Origin of the sequence: Chryseobacterium aquifrigidense, from assembly GCF_006716485.1 — a bacterium.
Lineage (GTDB): Bacteria > Bacteroidota > Bacteroidia > Flavobacteriales > Weeksellaceae > Chryseobacterium > Chryseobacterium vietnamense.
Genome location: NZ_VFPD01000002.1, coordinates 264,386 through 281,129, shown reverse-complemented (window position 1 = coordinate 281,129; position 16,744 = coordinate 264,386). Strand labels below are relative to the sequence as shown.

Annotated in this window: 12 protein-coding genes; 4 read left to right on the top strand and 8 right to left on the bottom strand. The window is 38.2% G+C overall.

Going from position 1 to position 16,744, the window contains the following annotated elements; translation table 11 throughout:
* Positions 1–34: 34 nt before the first annotated feature.
* The 8 genes from FB551_RS16410 to FB551_RS16375 all read right to left on the bottom strand — a co-directional run bounded on the left by FB551_RS16410 (position 35) and on the right by FB551_RS16375 (position 10,793).
* Complete coding sequence (locus FB551_RS16410; protein WP_142018277.1) at positions 35–1,411, bottom strand: outer membrane beta-barrel protein; 1,377 nt, start codon at positions 1,409–1,411, stop codon at positions 35–37.
* The gene (locus FB551_RS16405; protein ID WP_047426767.1) at positions 1,404–1,970 is read right to left on the bottom strand and encodes an RNA polymerase sigma factor; all 567 of its coding nucleotides are present in this window, start codon (positions 1,968–1,970) and stop codon (positions 1,404–1,406) included. The genes FB551_RS16410 and FB551_RS16405 overlap by 8 nt, the downstream gene beginning before the upstream one ends.
* A gap of 106 nt (positions 1,971–2,076) precedes the next feature.
* Positions 2,077–2,655: a DUF4840 domain-containing protein gene (locus FB551_RS16400; RefSeq protein WP_142018276.1), complete on the bottom strand. Its 579-nt coding sequence runs from the start codon at positions 2,653–2,655 to the stop codon at positions 2,077–2,079.
* A 255-nt stretch (positions 2,656–2,910) separates the two neighbouring features.
* A complete protein-coding gene (locus FB551_RS16395; protein ID WP_142018275.1) occupies positions 2,911–4,326 on the bottom strand; it encodes an efflux transporter outer membrane subunit in 1,416 nt (471 codons plus the stop codon).
* Entirely contained in the window at positions 4,313–7,471 is a 3,159-nt protein-coding gene (locus FB551_RS16390; RefSeq protein ID WP_142018274.1) for an efflux RND transporter permease subunit, read from the bottom strand. The genes FB551_RS16395 and FB551_RS16390 overlap by 14 nt, the downstream gene beginning before the upstream one ends.
* A 29-nt stretch (positions 7,472–7,500) precedes the next feature.
* Positions 7,501–8,622: an efflux RND transporter periplasmic adaptor subunit gene (locus FB551_RS16385; protein ID WP_052186729.1), complete on the bottom strand. Its 1,122-nt coding sequence runs from the start codon at positions 8,620–8,622 to the stop codon at positions 7,501–7,503.
* A 291-nt stretch (positions 8,623–8,913) separates the two neighbouring features.
* Entirely contained in the window at positions 8,914–9,678 is a 765-nt protein-coding gene (locus FB551_RS16380) for a LytR/AlgR family response regulator transcription factor (protein ID WP_110009065.1), read from the bottom strand.
* A complete protein-coding gene (locus tag FB551_RS16375) occupies positions 9,675–10,793 on the bottom strand; it encodes a sensor histidine kinase (RefSeq protein ID WP_142018273.1) in 1,119 nt (372 codons plus the stop codon). The genes FB551_RS16380 and FB551_RS16375 overlap by 4 nt, the downstream gene beginning before the upstream one ends.
* A gap of 229 nt (positions 10,794–11,022) precedes the next feature.
* Here FB551_RS16375 and FB551_RS16370 point away from each other — a divergent pair, with 229 nt between their 5' ends.
* The 4 genes from FB551_RS16370 to FB551_RS16355 all read left to right on the top strand — a co-directional run bounded on the left by FB551_RS16370 (position 11,023) and on the right by FB551_RS16355 (position 16,697).
* A complete protein-coding gene (locus tag FB551_RS16370) occupies positions 11,023–11,847 on the top strand; it encodes a universal stress protein (protein ID WP_047426749.1) in 825 nt (274 codons plus the stop codon).
* A gap of 925 nt (positions 11,848–12,772) precedes the next feature.
* Positions 12,773–14,104, top strand: a complete 1,332-nt coding sequence (locus FB551_RS16365) for a tetratricopeptide repeat protein (protein WP_142018272.1) — start codon at positions 12,773–12,775, stop codon at positions 14,102–14,104.
* A 15-nt stretch (positions 14,105–14,119) separates the two neighbouring features.
* Positions 14,120–15,295 (top strand): lamin tail domain-containing protein, encoded by a 1,176-nt coding sequence (locus FB551_RS16360; RefSeq protein ID WP_142018271.1) that lies wholly within the window; start codon positions 14,120–14,122, stop codon positions 15,293–15,295.
* Between the two features lie 76 nt (positions 15,296–15,371).
* Positions 15,372–16,697, top strand: a complete 1,326-nt coding sequence (locus tag FB551_RS16355) for a SpvB/TcaC N-terminal domain-containing protein (protein WP_142018270.1) — start codon at positions 15,372–15,374, stop codon at positions 16,695–16,697.
* The last annotated feature ends 47 nt before the right edge of the window (positions 16,698–16,744 follow it).

Here is a 16,744-nt window from a genome sequence, read left to right as displayed (position 1 = left end):
AATTATTAAGTTTGGTGTTTTAAAACGGGCTGCATTAATCCAGCAGCACCCTGATTCCGAATTTCATATTAAAATGAAGCGGTTTTTCTTTATAAATGGTATTGGGAGCAGTTTCTTCTTTAAAATGATATCCTATTCCCGGTTCTGCATAAATTCCAACCTTATCAATAAGCTTCAGCTGAAAGCCTACCGCTGTGTTGACGGAAAACTGCAGAGGTTTAGGCTCCACGCGTTCTTTTGAAGTCTCCTTTATTTTACCATCAACAACATAGCTTGTTGTAATATTTCCTGCTATTGGTTTTTCTACCAGAGCTCCACCTGTAATGTATCCTGTAAATTTCCCTTTTTGAATGACGTTATAATTAACCTGAACAGGAATTCCTATATAATGAACTGTCTGATCTCCTTTAATATAATTATTGTCACTTCCGGAATGCAGTTCAGAGGACAATTTGGTATAGTTCAGTCCTGTGCCTATTCCCCATCTTTTCCCCAAACTATAGTAAACAGAAAGCCCAAATGTAACCGGTACTTTATGTCTGATTCTTGCTTCTACCGGCTGACTTTGATTGGCCAGTAATATGGCTGTCAGAGGATCATCATGATATTCGGAAGTACTCCATACCTGTTCAATATTCATGGCTTTTCCTGTGATTGAAGCATACCCCGGAAACTGCTGTTCTGCAGAACTGGAAGCCATATTGCCTGTAAGCATACCCAGCATCCATGATTTTTTATCTTTGCCTTTTTTGGTATGATGTGCTGTACTTTCGGCATATACTTCTTCTATTTTCTCCTCCTTAAAAAGCACCTCATCATTTTTATTTTCTACAACCGGTTCTTTCGCAGTATCGTGTGTAGGTGATACTTTCTGAGCAATCTTACTTTCCTGCTGAAAAGGTTCTGAAGCCGTCGGAAGTTTAATAATGTCCTTTAGCTCATTTTTTTCTCCGTTATCAAAATATTTTTGGCTCTGTACTTTCTCAGAAATTCCTGTATTTATTCTATTTTCAGCTAAAAATGAATCTGCTTTTGGCTGTACTTCACTGCTTGAAATATGCTCAGTTTCTATCGGTTTTAAAGAACCTTTATCTTCTTTTTTTACATCTGTCGGCTTCTGAGATAATGTTTTTTCTATATCATTCTGAGGTACTACTTTGGTCAGCAAAAATAGTATTGCAATGGCTGCTGCAATCCCTCCAACACGGTAGAATATGGTTTTTCTTCCTACATCTGTTCTCTTTTCCTTCTTTGCTCCCCCCTCATGAACTTCGGGAATAAAACCAGGAATGCTGCTGTTTTCTTCACCAGAAAATAATTCATCTTTGATGTCATCCCACAACCCTTCCGGAACGTCCTCTTCATGGTCTTCCATTCTGCTTCGCAGATTATTTAGCCATTCGTTATTCATATTGTGCTTTTTTTGACATTTTAAATTCTTTTATTTTCTGAGCAAGCAGCCCTTTCGCCCTGTGAAACTGCGATGCAGAAGAATTCTCTGCAATCCCCAACAGCCCGGCAATCTCTTTATGGCTTTTTTTCTCAAATACGAACAGATTAAAAACCGTTCTATAGCCATCTGGAAGAGCTCTGATCATCATCATAATATTATCACGGGGAATTTCTTCAAAATCAGGTTCTTCTTCATTAGGAATATCTGCAAGATCATCCACTTCTACAGCAGATTTAAAGTCTCCTTTCTGTTTAATATGTTTCAAAGATTCGTTAACTGTAATACGGGTCATCCAGGCTTTTAAAGAACCATTTCCTCTATACTCAAAAGATTCTATGGAACGGAACATTTTAATAAAACTGTTTTGGAGCACATCATGCACATCTTCTTTTTCTGCCAGATAACGGGAGCATACATAGGACAGATTTCCGGAATAAGCTCCAAAGAGTTCTTTCCAGGCAGCCTCCTCCTTCCTCAGAAGGTGCTTTACCAAAATCTGTTCTTTACTTTCTTCCATATAATGCTACTGCCTCCGTATCCACCTGGATGTTATAAAACTGTCAAGCAAAAATAGATTGCATCTTTTTAATAAAGCGCAATCCATTGATGATACTTTTTATTTATTAATTTTTTATACAGAACGGAAAATTATAATCGATTACGTCATAAGGAGTAACCAATGTCCCGTCTACTGTAATTTTGTCTGCTGTGAGCGCATATCTAAGCGTTCTATCCATCCCTACATAATATCCTTTTTGCTTAGAAACGAATTCCACAACGGTCTTTTTATTCACTCCGTCTACCGGAATCTGAAGCTCCATTGCTTTTGGGGCAAGAGTAAGCTCTATCGCATTATTTGCGGTATTGATCACTGCTGCATATTTAATATCATATTTTACCTTTCCCATTGTTTTTAGGGCATTTTCTGCTTTTACCGGATCTTTCACCACAGTTTTTACAATATCACTTATTGGAAATTCGGCAAATGAGATCGTATCTTTCTTTACTTTGAAGTCTTTTACTCCTTCTCTTTTGATATTTCCCTGTACAATAATCAGTTTTCCTTTATAGTTTCCTGGTAATTCTTCCATTTTTACAGGCGGGATGTCTGGTCCGTCATTATCATTACATGAGAATAAGGCTAATCCTGCCAAAACCATTAAAACTGTCATAAAAAATCGGGGTACTGTCAATTTTTTCATTGCATTACATTTTCGTTAAACATTAATTATTTTCGAGTACTCATCTATATAAATCCTGTTTTCTGAAAATCTTGCATCCTTTTTTAGAAAAAAGAATAAAAAAAATCATAACCAATTGATTTTGTGAATATAAAATTTCACCATCTCATTGCAAATTCTGTACCTGTTACAAAAATGAAGCTATATTTATCTTTTATAAACAGCAAAAAGGAAACTACATAACATAGTTTCCTTTACTATTTTTCAAGGTATATTCTACTGTACCCCTCCGCCAAGCGCTCTGTAAAGATCAACCTCAGCATTTAATTTTTCAAGGGTAACATTGATGGCTTCCAGATCATTCTGAAGCTTATTGTTCTGAGCGGTGATAACTTCCAGATAGGTGGCCATACCGCTTTTATAGAGCTTCAGTGCATCATTGATTCCTTTGTCCAGAATAGCTGTTCTCTGTTCTAAAAGCTGTAGTCTGTCTGAAGAACTTTTGGATTTGGCCATAGCATCCGAAACTTCCCCTACGGCAGTCATTACCGACTGTTTAAAATTAATGGCTGCTTTTTCCTGTTCAATTAAAGCCGTGTCATAAGCTGTTTTCAACTGCTTTTTCTGAAAAATCGGGGCTGCCAGACTGGCGGCAATTGCTTTGGTAATAGATCCGGGAATATCAAACCATGAGCTGAATTTATTGGAATTGACTCCTATTTGCGGGCTCAAACTGATACTCGGATACATGGCCGCTTTAGCCAGTCCGGTTTTGGAATTTAAGCTGATAACATTAAACTCTGCCATCTTAAGATCCGGTCTTCGGCTCAGCAATTGTGCCGGTAATCCTTCTGACAGTTTATTTTCAGGAATCATTGTTTTCAGGTCTCCTTGTCGTTCTATTTTTGCCGGATATTCTCCACAAAGAATACTCAAAGCATTTTCCTGGATAGAAATATTCTGTTTTGCCAAAGGAATCAGCAGCTCGGCTGTTTTCTTTTGTGCTTCCGATTGCTGAACGGCTAATGAATTAATCTGTCCTGCTGTAAACTGCAGATTCATCATTTTAAGTGTATTGTCACTCAATTCAATGTTTTGTTCAGCTATTTTCAGCTGTTCGTCCAGACTGATCAGGTTATAATAAGCCTGCGCTACCTGAACTACGATTCTGCTTTTGATGGCATTTAAGTTTTCTTTCTGCCCGAAATATTCTGCGGCTGCGGATTCTTTCTGCATTTTAGCTTTTCCCCAAATGTCTACTTCCCAGGAAAGTCTCAGTGCAGCACTGAAATCATCCATATATTTTGTCCCTACAAACTGTTCATTCAGAGAGCCGTTAAGGGTATTTTTGGAAGCCCAGCTTCTGTTGGCTCCTGCAGTAATGTCCAGCGTTGGCATCAGACCCAGCTTAGCCTGTTTATAGATCAGATCAAGCTGCTCTATGTTTTTCAAAGCGACATTCACTTCGTTGTTTCTTGAAAGGGCTTTGTCTATTAAGCCGATCAATTTGGGATCTTTGAAGAAAGTTTTCCACGGAAGCACTACCGTATCTCCTGTTACCTGCACAGATTCTTTGTAGGTTTCAGGAATCTGAAGATCTGTTCTTGTATATTTTTTTCCTACGGCACAAGACATCAGCAGTGATGCCATTGTGCCTGAAATAAGGAAGTTCTTTATATTAAATATTCTCATTTGTCAATTGATTTTCTATCGTATTATACTTCTTTTTGGTAGAGAACTTCTCATCCAGATACTGAAAGAACATGTATAGTACAGGAATTACAAAAACTCCCAAAACCACTCCGCTCAACATACCCATGGCGGCACTTGTACTGATGGATTTGTTCCCTGAAGCCATTCCTCCCGAAGAAATCATCAGCGGAATCATTCCGACAATAAAGGCTAGCGAGGTCATGATAATGGGACGTAATCTCGCCTTTGCTCCTTCCAGTGCTGAATCCAGAATCGAAAGGCCTGCTTTTCGCCTTTGTATGGCAAATTCTACAATAAGGATCGCGTTTTTAGCCAGAAGACCGATAAGCATGATGAGACCTACCTGAACATAAATATTGTTATCCAAACCAATGGCTTTTATTCCTAAGAATGCTCCTACAATTCCTGTGGGGATGGAAAGCATTACTGCCAGAGGAAGGATATAACTTTCATATTGAGCGGCCAACAAAAGGTATACGAAAAGCAAACATAAACCGAAGATGGCAATCGTCTGATTTCCTGCCGATTTTTCTTCCAAGCTCAACCCTGTCCATTCGTAGCTGTAGTCAGAAGGTAATTTGCTTAAAGTCTGTTCCAGTTTACCCATCAATTCTCCGTTACTTACTCCTGGTTTTGGAGACACGTTGATGTTTAATGAATTATAAAGGTTATATCGCTGAACGGATTCCGGACCATAGACTTTTTTCAAAGTAATCAATGTATTTACCGGTACCATATCACCTTTTTCATTCTTTACAAAAATATCATTGAAGGCTTGTTCATCCATTCTGAAAACTCCATCCGCTTTAATATTCACTCTGTAGAACTTCCCGAATCTCGAGAAATTCTGAGACTGATCTCCTGAGAAATAGGTCTGAACAGTTCCCAAGAGGTTTGAAATACTTACTCCCAGCTGTTTTGCTTTGTCTTCATTCACTTCAAGCTCCATCTGAGGATAATCTGCTCTGAACATGGTGTAGGCAAATGCCACTTCCGGAACCTGCATCAGCTGACCAATAAGTTCATCTGCTTTAGCTTTAAGAACCTGAGGATCTCTCCCCATACGGTCCTGAAGTACAATTTCTGCGTCATTGGTCATTCCGTATCCTTCTACCGGAGGCATTCTGAAAGTCATCACACTTCCTTCTTTAATCACGCCCAATTTTGCATTTGCCATGTCAACCACTTCCTGGATATCCTGAACTTCTCCTCTTTCTTTTTTAGGCTTCAGCTTAACAAATCCCATAGCATAAGCAGGTCCTGCGCTGTTACTAAGCAGGTTATAGCCTGTAATAGAAGTATTTTCCTGAACGGCTTCTACACCTTTTAAGATATCGTTGATCTTATTGGATACTTCTGTCGTTTTGGTCAATGCTGTTCCCGGAGGCATGCTTAAGGTGTACATAAAGAATCCGTCGTCTTCCATCGGTACAAAACTTTTAGGGGTGCTTGACATCAGCCAGCCTGCAACCCCGATAACGGCTACGATTAATCCACCTGCAATCCATTTTCTTCCTATTAAAAATCTTACTCCTTTTGCATAACGGTTGGTCATATTATTAAATCCCGCATTGAATGCCACCGCAAATCTCTGCCCGAATCCTTTTGGCTTTTTACCTTCTCCTGCATGGTTGTTTTTCAGAAAAACAGCACATAAAGCTGGCGTTAAAGTCAATGCATTAACCGCGGAAATAATAATGGCTATGGCTAATGTATAGGCAAACTGCTTATAGAATAATCCTGCTGAACCGGACATAAATCCAATTGGAATAAATACCGCTGACATCACCAACGTGATTGAAATAACCGCTCCTGTAATCTCACTCATCGCCTTATGAGTTGCCTCTCTTCCTGAAAGATCTGTTCCTTCCATATTGCTGTGAACAGCTTCTACCACTACAATGGCATCATCTACCACAATACCGATGGCCAGTACAAGGGCAAAAAGCGTCAGTACGTTGATCGTAAATCCTAAGACCAGAAGGAAGAAGAAAGTACCGATAATCGCTACCGGAACTGCCACTGCCGGGATAATGGTAGATCTGAAATCCTGTAAGAAGATAAATACCACAATAAATACAAGAATAAATGCTTCTATTAGTGTTGATTTCACCTGTCCTGTAGCCTCATCCAGTCTTTCCTTGGTACTCATTACCTTCGTATATTTGATACCAGGAGGGAATGATTTTGACAATTGATCCAGCGCTTTGTTGACGCCTATCTCAATCTGATTGGCATTGGATCCTGTAGTCTGCATGATCGCTACAGTAACCGCATTTTTCCCATTAGAAAGGTTATCTCCCGTATTTGAAATGGCTCCGAATTCCACACGGGCCACATCTTTAAGCCTGATGACCTGGCTTCCTGTATTTTTAACAATAATATTTTCATATTGCTCCGGCTTGTTCTTTTTTCCTTTATAGCGGATTACATATTCCAAGGCTGCATCAGATTCTTCCCCAAGTTTTCCGGGAGCAGATTCCAAACTGTGATCTGCAATCGCTCTGGAAACATCTGCCGGTTCAAGTCCGTAGGATGACATTTTCTGAGGGTTCAGCCATATTCTCATGGAGTAATCTTTCAGCCCGAAAACCATGGCCTGTCCTACTCCTTTTACCCTTTTTACCTGCGGAATAAGGTTGATATTCGCGTAGTTCTGAAGGAAGGTTTCATCATATTGCTTATTATCTTCCGTATAAATATTGAAGATCAATACCATACTGTTCTGCTGCTTGGAAGTGGTCAAACCCATTCTCACTACCTCCTGAGGGAGTATCGGAGTGGCCTGCTGTACTCTGTTTTGCACGTTTACCGCTGCCTGATCGGCATTTACTCCCTGTTTGAATATGATGGAAATGGAAAATGTACCGTCATTACTCGCAGTAGATTTCATATATTCCATGTCTTCCACTCCATTGATCTGTTCTTCCAGCGGAGTTACCACAGATCGGATCACGGTTTCACTGTTTCCTCCCGGATATGATCCCGAAACGGTAATCGTAGGCGGAGAAATGTCCGGGAATCTGGTCACCGCCAGCTGATTTAATCCTATAATCCCTAAAATAACGATTATAAGGGATATTACCGTCGCCAGTACAGGACGGTCTATTATCTTTTTTAACATTTTTGAATTTTCTAAGAAAGATTATACAACTATTTCAAAGGAACGGTGTGTGCCACCACCTGTGCTCCGTCTGTAAGGGCATCAATTCTGTTGATGGCAATTTTATCTCCTGCGTTCACTCCTTCTTTGATGAAGTAATCCTGAGATGTACTTCCTGAAACCGTAATCTGAGTCATTTTCACTTTATCCTTGCCATTGAGTTTATAGACAAAGAATCTGTCCTGAATATCTTTCACCGATGTTTTCGGAAGTTTAATCACACCATTCAATGCATTATGAATCATCACTCTGGCCGTCCCTCCGGCTCTTAATAATTTATCAGGATTTTGAAAAACAGCTTTCATCTGAATACTTCCTGTATTTCTGTCAAAGTTTCCGCTGGCATTTTCAAGTTTTCCTTTAAGAGAATAGGTGGAACCATCTGCAAGGATAAGTTCTACATCCTCTGTATTATTTCCAGATACTGCAGCTTTACTATGAGCGATAAAATCAGCCTCATTCATTGAGAAGTATACGTTCACACTGTTTATGCTTGAAAGCGTTGTCAATGGAGCTGCATCAGAAGGACTGATAAGATTTCCTACTCTGTTTGGAATTCTTCCGATGTAACCACTAACAGGAGCTTTAATGTAGGTAAAATTGGCATTGATCTTTGATGAACCTAAAGAAGACTGTGCCTGTGCCACCTGTGCTGACGCGGCTTTATAGCTTGCCTGCGCTGTTTTCAGCTGCATATCTGATACTACCTTTCCTTCTACAAGGGGTTTCAGTTTTTCTACTTCAAGTCTTGCTGTTTCCTGTGCTGCCAGCGCTGATTTCAAGGCGGCTTCATTGGTATTTACCTGCTCGTTGTATACGGATGGATTTATTCTGAAAAGGGTCTGTCCTTTACTTACATACTGTCCTTCTTTGATATATACTGCCTCCAGATATCCTGTCACCTGTGCTTTGATATCCACATTGTCCTGTCCTTCTATGCTTCCCGGATACCCTGTAGACACATCTGCATCTCCGGACTTTACCTGGATAAAATCTGTAGGCAATGCCTGCTGCATCTGCTGAGCATTTTCCTGGCCGCTCCCGGAGCCACATGAGTAAAGTACCGCTGCAGCTGTAAGTGAAAGTACCAGATATCCTTTTCTGTAATTCATAACATTGGTTTTTAAATTTTACAGGAGCAAAATAACTTCATCTTATAGTGATATTCATTAAGAAGTTGGGTGAAGTGTCGTTAATCGCAGGTGAAGCGTATGATAGGAAAAATGAAAGGAAAACAGTTGTTTTCCTTTATAATTATGGTAAAAAAGAGATTTTCATGTGGAAATAAGAGTGAAATCATTAAGGATAAACTAATGTATTTCACAATTAAAACGAAAAAGAGGATGTTTCAAAAGTGCCATTCTATTTGACTTTTGAGACAGCCTTGTCTGTATTTTCGAGGATTAATAATCCATCCAGGATTTGAAAACAGAGGCTTTTTCACGACTTACAATTACCTCCATATCAGGCTGTTTCCTCAATTCTAGCTTCAATTTTCCATTAAAATGATTTAAAATCTGCTTTACGGAATTGATGTGTATGATAAATTGTCTGTTGGCACGAAAAAAGAATTTGGGATCCAGCTGTTTTTCAAGCTCTTCCAGGGTTTGTGGAACATTCTCTACCACTCCGGTATTCAGCATAGCCTTGCTGATTCCCAATTCGGTATAAAAGTATAGGATATCTTCTGCCAGAACGGTTTTATATCCGTCTCTGTGGGCGATGAGAAACCGTTTTCTATAGTCTTTTGGCTGGATATAATTTAATAAGCCTTCAATGGCTGTTCCTACTACCGGAACGGCTTCCATAAAGGTTTCGTAGCGTTTTAAGGCAGCATCCAGCTCTTCTTCTTCAATAGGTTTCAGAAGGTAATCTACACTGTTGTATTTAAATGCCTGAACTGCATATTCATCGTAAGCAGTGGTAAATATGACTGCACTTTTAACTTCATGTTTGTTGAATATCTCAAAGCTAAGACCGTCTGCAAGGCGTACATCCATCATAATAACATCGGGAACGACATTATTTTCCAGCCAGTGTACGGTGGAGGTAATCGAGTCTTCCACGGACAGGATTTCAATATGGGGTCTTAACTTCAACAACAGCCTTTTTAACCTGTCTGCATTGGGTCTTTCGTCTTCAACAATTAAAACTTTATTAATCTTCATATCAATGGGAGTTTTACAATAAATTTATCTTCAGTTCTTTCTATCACAGGCTTAGGATACCCTAAGATTTCGTAACGTGCAATGATATTGGTAAGCCCTACTCCTGAGGAATCCGGTTTGTTGATTAAAGGAAGAAATGTGTTGGAGACAACCAGTTCTCCTTCCTGGTTTGTATAAACATTGATTTCCAAAGGATTTACTTTAGAAGTCTGATTGTGCTTGATGGCATTTTCAACCAGCAATTGCAAAGACAGCGGAAGGGTAAATCTCGATCTGTATTCTTCCTGAATATCTATTCTGAATATCACGCCTTCCCCAATTCTTTTTTCAATCAGAAAGATATAGGATTCTAAAAATTTGAGTTCCTCTTCTACGGCGATAATGTCTTTTTTGGAATTGACCAATAAGTATCTGTATACTCTCGCGAACTTTTCGGAATAGTCATATCCCAATTGCTGATCTTCCAGGATGAGTTCTGACAACACACTTAAATTATTGAAAATAAAATGCGGATCTATCTGAAGCTTGAGTGCCTGAAGCTCTGCCGCCATTGCAGCCTGTTTGTGTTTTGAGGCTCTCAGTTTGTGCTGGGCAGCTTCTACTGCTGTTTTTTTCCAGTTTTCCAATAAATAATCCACGGTATTAAAAGCACTGATAATCAATGATATGACGATATTAGTTGCAATCCATTGTCCCAGCAGTGTATATTCTTTGCGGGAATCCATTTCAGGTAATGTAACTGAAGTGCCGTCTACGATTGCATTAATAATAATCACAATCAAAACACTTCCTACGATCTGAAGCAAACACTGGATGAATAACCGCTTTACGGTCCTGTTTCTCCAGGGAAGCCACTTATTGAGCGTCCGGTCTATAAATATACTTACCTCCGAGATAATGATTGAAAAAAAGATAATCCATGTGGCATCTTCCAGAATCATCTTCAGCGGAGCGTCCAGATACCCCTTCCAAACGGGATCAAAGGGATCGATAAGGTAGGAGAAAACACAGAAAGTGACCACTGCCAGTGCCCAGATCACCAGCCTTCTTTTCATGGTGGAAAGAATCTTCTTATTCCGTACTATTTTTTTCCTGATGGTAGAAATCCTATTCATATCCGGGACTTTATGAATGTAAATATAGAAATAGATTTTATATGAGTATCTTCTATTTTAGACGAGACCGCCAAAACGATACCTGAAACGTAAAATAGCAGCGTTCAAATGAATGTTACGGTTCATCACCTGAAAAATACATTTCATCATCATTTTATGCAACATCACATTATTTTTACAGTCAGGGAATAACTGTCTATCATAGTTTTGTGGTATTAAATCCGGTACAATGAAAACAATAATTGTCTGCACAGATTTTTCCCAGGAAGCTGAAAATGCTACTCATTATGCTGCTTCTATGGCTAAAGAAAATACATACAGGATTATACTTTTTAGTCTGCAAACCGTTTCTGTTCATGCTTTGAATGCACAGGCTTCAGCTGATTTTTTCTATGCCCAGACGCTTAAAAATCAGAAAAAACTGGAGGATAAAGCTGCTGAGCTTAAAAGATTATATACTGTCGAAACCCAACATCATCTGGCTTCTGGCAATTTTATTGAAGAGCTTGAAAACTGTATGCAGCTTCATGAGTGTGATTTTGTCGTGATGGGAATGGCGGAGAAAACTTTGGAACAGAAGCTTTTGGGAAATAAGGTAACAAGAGCTATTCACAGAATTAAAAAGCCAATTCTCATTGTTCCCGCTCATATAGAATACACAGGAATCAGGAAAATTCTTTTTGCTTATGATACGCACAAAAGTATGACCTGGTCTGCCATGAATGACATTTATTATTTCATTAATGAATTTAATGCTGAAGTTGAGGTTTTCAATGTAAGTGAAAGGTTAGAAGATTTTACTGAAGTTATTCATGATATGGACCTGAATTCCGGGTATGATCTGGAAGATATTAAATACAGCTTTAAGATGATTCAGTCCATCGAAGTGATCAAGGCGATCGAGGAGGAAATAAGGCTCACCAGCCCAGACCTTTTAACCATGGTTCCTTATAAATACAATCTTGTAGAATCACTTTTTCATCGAAGCAAAACAGCCATCATGGCCTATAAGAATAAAATACCATTACTATCAATTCCCTTAAACATAGATTAAGACTCAATAAAAATCTGTTCACATTTGAATTATCCTTTTGCCTTTAAAGGCTAAATTTTACACTTAATCTTGTTTAACAGGAGCGGAAGTTGATTTCCGCTCCTGTTTTTATTTTAATTTCATATTATTGACAATATTTACGGAATAAATTTTAATTAAAAACAAAAGCCATTATGTCCCATCTTTTTCCTCGTTATAGAGATCTAATTATTTTCGTTTTATTTACTGGATATATTCTATTCTAAGCCCAAAACATCATACTATAAAAAGAGTAACAATCCCCAATGCAGCATTTCCCAAGAAAGGTTTTATTCTGAAAGCAACCAGTGGAGAATTGTCTTTTTTTAGCAGTACAGATCCGGCAGATGATACTCCAATAATTCCAGTTACGAAATTTGAAATTATAAAATAGTCTCTGAAAGGGAACTATAGTAAGTGGAGAAAGTAAACTCCTCCAATCGGTAACAGGTCGTTTCTTATCTCCCACTGATTGTTTCGCTGATCATTTTTTTAATCTTCTTTTTCAATTTTACTTCAGTTCATACTACATTTTAAATAAAAATAGGTCACTTTTTTGATTTTTGGAGATATTAATATCTAAAAATAGAAATATACAATTTCTAAGATATTTTCAAGTAAAATAACAATTATAAAATAAAATACATTTATGATTTTCACATTAACTTACCAACACCCAAAACACTGTATTTAATACAATTACAAACAGCTTAACACTCCAAGAAAAGAGAAAAATTTTCTCAAAATACTATTTACCAGTTAACATTTTTAACTATATTTGCCTCCGTTAAGGGAAGGAAAACGATTAGAGTTTATTAAAGTTAAACCGAAAGAGCAGGCCTATTATTCAGTAATGGTAACCTACCTTCCCTTTATTTTTTTAAAAACACTAATTTCCACGAACTTTATGGTTTCCAGAAAACGATTCTTGCAACTTTCAGCTTTGAGTGCTGGTGCGTTGCTTATTCCTTCTTATTTTTTTTCCAAAACCACTTCTAGTCCACAAAACCTCCTAACCAACGATGATGTTAATACTCTTCTTAAGAGTGCCAAGGCATTTTGCAAGGAGAAAAAATGGGCTAAGGCAAAAGGAAAATATGAACAGATAATTTCCAGCCGTCCGCAGGAGGCAAGAGCCTATGACGGACTAAGGCGGTGTATTTTTCAAAAGCCCAAGCAGGAATCCGCTTATATTCAGATTTTAGAAAATGCAGTTCAACAGTACCCTAACAACAAAGAACTGAAACAGAGGTTATACAGCCAGTATATAAAAATGGCCACAGGAAACAAAAAGGTGAGCCGGCTAAAGAATAAGGATCTTCTTTCTGTAGCACAAAATAAGCTCTCTGAGCTTGCTGCACAACATCCTGGTGACCAAACACTTCAACACCAGCTTGCCAAGGTAAATAAACTGATTTCCTTCAATGCAGGCGAGATTCATCATAAGAAAAATTCTCAGGTAAAACAGCAGCACAAACAAAATCAAAAACTTTTTAAGGCCCGTTTTGATCATTTAACCAACGGCGAGCTTACCTCCAAACTTACTCTCCTTAAGAATAAACCTTATAAAAAAGAAAGAGAAAATCATATCAGAGAACTCTATCTTATTCTTATTAAAAGAAATATAAAAAACCACGATGCTGCACAGGCAATGCAATTGGCTAAAGAATATCATAACCTTTATCCTAAAGACCGCTCAGCTGTTTACTGGACAAGGAGACTTGCTAAACAAAAGAGAGATTTCCTAACACTCTTGTCCATTGAAGAGAAAAATCACCAATTAAAACAAAATTTCTGGAGTGCGGCTTCCTATTATAATGCTGCTAAAAAAAATCAGCCTTCAAATACTCTAAAACTTCAGCAGCTTCTTTCCGAAATGGAGCAAAAGAAAACAGATGAAAATCAGGAATTTATCATTCTGTGCAAAAAAATAGATTTTTATCTCCAGCAAAATCAAACTACTGAGGCCGAAAACAATATTAATTCTCTACTAAAGAAAAAATCCGGAATAAGAAATACCTCTGTAATAGATGCTGTGAATGTACTCGTTATTAAGTATCTGAAAAAAACCAATCAGGAAAATTTAACCCAAAAATTTCTTTATCTGGTCATCAATGCAAAAGATCTTACGACAAGTTCAGATCCATGGGAACAAAAAATAGCACAGCTTAATCAAAACAGAAATTTTTCCCAATCTTCTCACCTACAGAAACTTCAAAAGTTTTTAAATAAAATATAGATTCTCCCAGCAACCATGAAAAAACAATTATTTGGAGGGGTACTTATATTATTTCCCCTTCTATCTTCTGCTCAGCTTGTTATCACTGAGGTTTACAGAGACACCCCTTATTCGGAATACATAGATGTAAACTATGGTCCATACCAAAATCCTACTCCTGAACTATTTGAAAAGTTACGAAAAAGACATCGCGGGGAGTTTATTGAAATTTTTAATGCCAGCGATACGGACCTTAATCTTAAGGATTGGAAATTAAGGGATAATGAAGGAAGTTTTGATCTGCCTGACAAAATCATAAAGTCTAAACAGTTTATGGTCGTTGTGGCTAATAATAACTCGGGAGGTGATTATTTCCCTAGTTTTTTCTCTACCACACAAGGCAAGGAAGACCAGATTATCTATCAGAATGTCATCAAGTTAAGCAATACTGATGAGACGATAGAGCTTATTGCTAAAAAGGTTGTCGGCCACAATTTACAGCAGGAAATAGTAGCTTCCGGAGTTTCTTTCCAGCAGGACGGCAATAATATGGGAGTTTCTGTAGGAGCTAATGCGGTTGCTAATCCCAGTGTATTTTATGATGTTAAAGACTGGCAGTATGATTATAATACTCCTCAGTTTCCCAATCCGCTGGTTGCTACCGTTGTGCCTCCTATTAAGCCTCTTGACGACTATGTAGGAAATATCTTAGCTCAGAATTATGATATACTGACCTGGGACTCAAACGCAGGAGATCTTATTGATAATAAGTGTGATAATACAATTCCTTATGTTACTCAATCTCTTAATGCAGGACTTACTTCGGGAAGCAAAAAATTTAGCTTTGATGAGGGAGGAAACAGCTCTGCTATCAACAATGCCCTTTTAAAAACAGAATTAGCTGAAACAGTTATGGCTAAAGAAGTTAATGCAGCGGATAATCTGGAACAAATTAAAATGGCCATCCAACTGTCTCCTAACCCTACCACAGATATTGCCAACGTAAGTATTACAGGTATTGCCCAGGGAAAAGTAACTTCCGTTCAGGTATTCAGCGGAACGGGGGCTCTTTTATTTACCAAAAATAATCTGCAGGATTCTTCAAATTTCAATTTCAGTTTTAGTTTAGGAAACCAGATTACTGGTGTATACGTAGCTAAGTTTACGCTAATCAGCGGGCAAGTTGTGGGCAAAAATGTAATGAAGCGCTAATAAAAAATCTTTGACAGGCTCTATTCTTTATGGCCTATGCATTAATAGTATCGATATAAGATCATAATCAATTCATATGATAAAAAATATAAAATTTCTTGGAGTTCTTGCACTTCTGTCCTTAGCACAATTTGTGGGAGCTCAGCAAGCAACATCTGTATCTCTTGAGTATAATACTTCGGGGTATAGAGAAAACCAACCGAACTCTTCCAAGACGATTTCGCCAGACTTTTCTCTTATTCCTTCTGTAAAATCAGAAATGTCTGTCAGCGAGGGGGGTGCCCTTACTTATACCGTTCCTCTAGAAACCTTAAAAGGATTAAATAATTTTCAGCCCAATGCCGCCTTGGTGTACAATAGCCAGGCAGGAAACGGAAATGCCGGATGGGGATGGAGTTTTACGGGTCTTTCTGTTATCAGCAGAGGAGGAAAAAGCCAGAATGTAGACGGGATCACCATAGGTCCGCAGTTTGACGACAACGACCCTTATTATTTAGATGGTCAAAGGCTCCTTAAAAAATCGGATACTGAATATATTACTAAAAATTTTTCCAAGATTAAGATTACGAAATCATCCGGAACATATAGTTTCATTATTCAGTACACGGACGGAAAAATTGCCTGGTATAATGAGCTTTCACCAGGGCAGCACTATATTGTAAAAATGGCAGATTCATTTGACAATGAAATCCATTACACTTATATCATTACAAATAATACCCCAAGGCTGGATAAAATATCTTATGGAGGCACAGACACCGGTACAGATAAATTTTATTTAAAAGTATTATACAAAGACCGCAAAAAAATTGCAAAAATCTATAGAAACGGGCAGCAGTATATCAACAGCAAAGTCATTTCTGAAATTGTCACCGGGTCTACTTATTCCGGTGATTACAGAAAGTATGCTTTCAGCTATGATTTTGTTGATGCAGACAGTAATGAAAGGTTACGAACCATCAATGTATTCAATGAGGCCGGAGAAAGCCTGAGACCGCTCAACTTCAATTATAATTCTCCCAATTCTACAGGGACAGCTGAGGTAACAAAGCGTCAACTTGCTATTACTCCTGCCAGTACTTATCGTTTAGGAGATGTCACTGCAGGTAACCTTTATAACAATAGTGGAAACGATATATTCTATGTATCAACTACCGTTACTGATTTCAGAAGCGGGCCAACCGGAGGTTTTGGATCTAACCCTCCTCCACCGGAGCCGGGCAGTATACGAAATCCTATATTTTATCTTAACAGCCCTTACGGCCAGATAACTCCCAGCACCTATGTTAATGCCCATACCAGAATCTTTACGGGAAAAACATTAATTAATGACAATAAAATTACGACTAATGATCAGCTGATCATTGTCAATACACTTTCCAAAACACACGAATCCCTGTAGGGACAGATAGAAATTCGGGATTTCAAAACAGGAAAAACAAAAGTCCT

Coding starts and splice junctions, on each gene's coding strand:
- FB551_RS16380 (WP_110009065.1), bottom strand. CDS start 9,678: ATGAAGATTAATAAAGTTTTAATTGTTGAAGACGAAAGACCCAATGCA.
- FB551_RS16355 (WP_142018270.1), top strand. CDS start 15,372: ATGATAAAAAATATAAAATTTCTTGGAGTTCTTGCACTTCTGTCCTTA.
- FB551_RS16365 (WP_142018272.1), top strand. CDS start 12,773: ATGGTTTCCAGAAAACGATTCTTGCAACTTTCAGCTTTGAGTGCTGGT.
- FB551_RS16370 (WP_047426749.1), top strand. CDS start 11,023: ATGAAAACAATAATTGTCTGCACAGATTTTTCCCAGGAAGCTGAAAAT.
- FB551_RS16400 (WP_142018276.1), bottom strand. CDS start 2,655: ATGAAAAAATTGACAGTACCCCGATTTTTTATGACAGTTTTAATGGTT.
- FB551_RS16405 (WP_047426767.1), bottom strand. CDS start 1,970: ATGGAAGAAAGTAAAGAACAGATTTTGGTAAAGCACCTTCTGAGGAAG.
- FB551_RS16410 (WP_142018277.1), bottom strand. CDS start 1,411: ATGAATAACGAATGGCTAAATAATCTGCGAAGCAGAATGGAAGACCAT.
- FB551_RS16390 (WP_142018274.1), bottom strand. CDS start 7,471: ATGTTAAAAAAGATAATAGACCGTCCTGTACTGGCGACGGTAATATCC.
- FB551_RS16385 (WP_052186729.1), bottom strand. CDS start 8,622: ATGAATTACAGAAAAGGATATCTGGTACTTTCACTTACAGCTGCAGCG.
- FB551_RS16360 (WP_142018271.1), top strand. CDS start 14,120: ATGAAAAAACAATTATTTGGAGGGGTACTTATATTATTTCCCCTTCTA.
- FB551_RS16375 (WP_142018273.1), bottom strand. CDS start 10,793: ATGAATAGGATTTCTACCATCAGGAAAAAAATAGTACGGAATAAGAAG.
- FB551_RS16395 (WP_142018275.1), bottom strand. CDS start 4,326: ATGAGAATATTTAATATAAAGAACTTCCTTATTTCAGGCACAATGGCA.